Here is a 1,392-nt window from a genome sequence, read left to right as displayed (position 1 = left end):
GTGATGTTCGCCGCCTTGATGGCGGGCGCTCTGTGGCTGAATCTGGCCACCGCGTTGGGCGCACCGGTCTCGACCACGCATTCCATCATTGGTGCGGTGATGGGGGCTGGCATTGCTGCAGGTGGCTGGGGCCTGGTCAACTGGGGCACCATCGGCTCGATCGTGATGAGCTGGCTGGTGTCGCCGCTGATGGGGGGCGCCATCGCGGCAGGCTTCTTGTATCTGATCAAACGCAGCATCACCTACCGCAACGAAAAAACCGAAGCCGCCAGCCGGGTGGTGCCCTGGTTGATCGCGGTCATGGCCTGGGCCTTTGGCACCTACATGCTGGTGAAGGGCTTGGGGCAACTGGTCAAGCTGGACATCTTGTTGGCCGTTGGCATGGGCGCGGTCTTTGCCGTTGTGGTCTGGCTGTTGATTCGCGGCCCGATTGCCCGCTCGGCGGTGATGCAGGACAACAGCAAGGAAGGCGTGAACAAGCTGTTTGTCTGGCCTCTGGTGTGCTCGGCGGCGCTGCTCAGTTTTGCCCATGGCGCCAATGACGTGGCCAACGCGGTCGGTCCTCTGGCCGCCATTTACGAGGCGGTCAAGGCGGGCGCGGTGGCGACCAAAGCCGCCACGCCGCTGTGGGTCATGGTTCTGGGTGCCTTTGGCCTGGCGGTTGGCCTGGCTTTGTACGGCGCCCGGTTGATCCGCACCGTGGGCAAGGAAATCACCGAGCTGGACAATATGCGGGCCTATTCCATCGCCATGGCCGCCACGCTCACCGTGATCCTGGCGTCCCAGCTGGGCATGCCCATTTCCACCACGCACGTGACGATCGGCGCCGTTTTTGGCGTGGGTTTTCTGCGTGAATTGCTCAAGGTGAACTACGCCAAGATGGAGTCGGTGGTGTTTTCCGGCCACCAGGGCGAAGACCGGGGTGAGGTGGAAGCCTACCTGCTGCGTTTCGAAGCGGCCGAGGTTCAAGAGAAAAAACGCATGCTGGCCGACATGAAGCGCCGCACCAAAGCGCTGGAAACCGAAGGCGCCATTTTTGACAAAAGCGAACGCAAGGCCTTCAAGAAGGCCTACAAGAAGGAGCTGGTGAAGCGTTCGACGGTGCTGCGCATCGTGGCCGCCTGGATCATCACGGTGCCCGCTACAGCGGTGCTGGCCGCGCTGCTGTTCCATGCGGTTGCAGCCGTCCTGGGGTGATCGGGGGAAAATAGTTCTAGGGTTTTCCCTGAAAACCTGCGACAATCGAAGGCTGCGCAGGAAACTGCGCTGATTTGTGCATCTGCCTCACACTCAGAGTCCTGATGCCGTCGGCCGGACCGAAGCCCTTGGGCTGAAGTCTCGCCATTTGACGGCCACGGCGTGACAGCTGCTTGCCACCGGCAAGCCTCTCAC

Annotated in this window: 1 protein-coding gene; it reads left to right on the top strand. The window is 62.0% G+C overall.

All coding sequences use genetic code 11. The features are described from left to right. Positions 1–1,197 (top strand): inorganic phosphate transporter (locus ABYB95_RS23490; RefSeq protein ID WP_372662793.1); only part of this gene is annotated, 1,197 nt, incomplete at its 5' end. Positions 1,198–1,392 lie beyond the last annotated feature (195 nt).

The organism is Hydrogenophaga sp. (genome assembly GCF_041633695.1).
Lineage (GTDB): Bacteria > Pseudomonadota > Gammaproteobacteria > Burkholderiales > Burkholderiaceae_C > Hydrogenophaga.
The sequence above is the reverse complement of the archived record's forward strand: the minus strand, read 5'-3'. Positions and strand labels throughout refer to the sequence as shown.